Source organism: Serratia sp. X10 (genome assembly GCF_017811775.1).
GTDB classification, from domain to species: Bacteria; Pseudomonadota; Gammaproteobacteria; order Enterobacterales; family Enterobacteriaceae; genus Serratia; species Serratia ureilytica.
In genome coordinates, this window is record NZ_JAEIOH010000019.1 from 1 (window position 1) to 2,523 (window position 2,523).

At 68.6% G+C, this 2,523-nt stretch carries 1 protein-coding gene; it reads left to right on the forward strand.

Going from position 1 to position 2,523, the window contains the following annotated elements:
- On the forward strand, positions 1-2,523 hold a 2,523-nt coding region (locus J9788_RS24945; protein WP_209333075.1), incomplete at both ends, for an AMP-binding protein.

The following is a 2,523-nucleotide window of genomic DNA, read 5'->3' on the forward strand; positions in this document are numbered from 1 at the left end:
GGCGACGCTGGCGACGCACCCGGCGGTGCGCGAAGCGGTGGTGGATGCGCGCGCGGTGGGCGACGACAAGCGGCTGGTGGCGTGGGTGGTGCCGGCGGCGGACGTGGCGGAAGAGACGCTGGCGGGCACGCTGCGGCAGCATGTGAGCGCGGCGCTGCCGGACTACATGGTGCCGTCGGCCTGGGTGGTGGTGGTGGCGTTGCCGCTGTCGCCGAACGGAAAACTGGACCGGCGGGCGCTGCCGGAGCCACAGGGGATGCAGAGCCAGGCGGCGTACGAAGCGCCGCAGGGTGAGCGCGAAACGCTGCTGGCGGAGATCTGGCGCGAGTTGCTGAACGTGGAGCGGGTTGGCCGCCACGACAACTTCTTCGAACTGGGCGGCCACTCGCTGCTGGCGGTGAAGTTGATGGCTCAACTGCGGCGCGCCGGTTTGGCGGCGAACGTGCAGACGCTGTTCTCAACGCCGACGCTGGCGGCGCTGGCGCAGGCGGTGAGCGCGCAAGGGGAAATCGACATACCGGAAAACCGCATCTTGCCGGGTTGCGCCGCCATTACGCCGGAGATGTTGCCGCTGGCGACGCTGAGCCAGCCGGAGATTGACGCGGTGGTGGCGCAGGTGCCGGGCGGCGTGGCGAATGTACAGGACATCTACGCTTTGTCGCCGCTGCAGGAGGGGATTTTGTTCCACCATCTGCTGGCGGAGCAGGGCGATCCGTACCAGCTGTCCGCGGTGCTGCGCTTCGACAGCCGTGCGCGCCTGGATGCCTGGCTGGCGGCGATGCAGCAGGTGATCGATCGCCATGACATTCTGCGCACCGCGTTCATCACGCAGGGCGTGTCTTCGCCGGTGCAGGTGGTGTGGCGCAAGGCCGAGCTGGCACTCAGCGAGCGGCGTTTCGATCTGGCCGACGGCCCGGTTTGGCAACAGTTGGCGGCCGGTTTTGATCCGCTGCATCAGCGACAGGAGCTGACCCGCGCGCCGCTGCTCAACTTTACCGTCGCGCAAGAGGAGGATGGCCGGTGGTGCGCCTTGCAGCAGTGGCACCATCTGATTGGCGATCACTCCACGCTGGCCTTTATGGAGCAAGAGGTCAGCGAAATCCTCGCCGGTCGCGGCGCACGGCTTGGCGCCGCCCAGCCGTTCCGCAATGCGGTGGCGCAGGCGCGCCTGACGCTCAGCGAAGCAGAGCATGAACGTTTCTTCCGCGACATGTTGGCGGATATCAGCGAGCCGGTTCTGCCGTTCGGCTTGAGTGATGTGCACGGCGAGGGACGGCAGATCGTCAGCCGCTACCAGGCGCTTTCTTCGGCCCTGAACCTGCGGCTGCGGCGGCAGGCGCGGCGGTTGGGCGTCAGCCTGGCCAGTTTGTGCCATCTGGCGTGGGCGCAGGTGCTGGCGCGCGTCAGCGGGCGAGACGCGGTCGTATTCGGCACCGTATTGCTGGGGCGCCTGCAGGGCGCTGAAGGCGCGGAACGGGCATTGGGGCTGTTTATCAACACGCTGCCGCTGCGCCTGGACATTGATCGGCGCGGCGCGGAGGCGGCGGCAAGGGAGGCGCATGTGCGATTGAGCGGGCTGCTGGCCCATGAACATGCGCCGCTGGCCTTGGCGCAGCGCTGCAGCGGCGTCAGCCCTGGAGCGCCGCTGTTCAGCGCCCTGCTCAACTATCGCCACAACAACGGCGAGGCCGTAGCGCTGCCCGAAGGCGTCAGCCTGCTGAGCGCCGAAGAGCGCACCAACTATCCGTTCGTCTTGTCGGTGGAGGACGGCGGCGATTCGCTGGGCATTACGGCGCAGGTAACCGAAGCGATCGATGCGCAGCGCGTATGTGACTATATGGTGCAGGCGCTGGACTCACTGGCGCAAGCGCTGGAGCAGGCGCCGGATACGCCGGTGTGTTCACTGGCGGTGGTGCCGGAAGCGGAACGCGAGCTGCTGCTGCATGGCTGGAACCGCACCGAGCGTGACTACCCGCTGGATCAGACGCTGGCGGCGCTGTTCGAGCGGCAGGTGCGCCGCACGCCGGATGCCATCGCGCTGGTGAGCGGCGCGGAAAGCCTGAGCTACGCCCAGTTGAACGCCCGCGCCAACCGGCTGGCGCACGCGCTGATTGCGCGCGGCGTGGGCCCGGACAGCCGGGTGGCGGTGTGCGCCGAACGCGGCCTGAACATGGTGACGGCGCTGTTCGGCATCCTCAAGGCCGGCGGCGCCTATGTGCCGCTGGATCCAGCCTATCCGGGCGAACGCCTGCAGTACATCCTGCAGGATGCCGACCCGGTGCTGCTGCTGGCGGACGCCGCCGGCCGGGCGGCGCTGGGCGAACCCGCGACGCCGCAGCTGGCGCTGGAGGCCGCGTTGCCGGAGACGCTGAGTGCCGAGAACCCGGCGCCGCGCACGCAGGCGTCGCACCTGGCGTACGTGATTTACACCTCGGGCTCGACCGGTAAACCAAAGGGCGCGATGAACGAACACCGCGGGGTGGTCAACCGGCTGGTGTGGATGCAGGAGGCCTACGGCCTGAC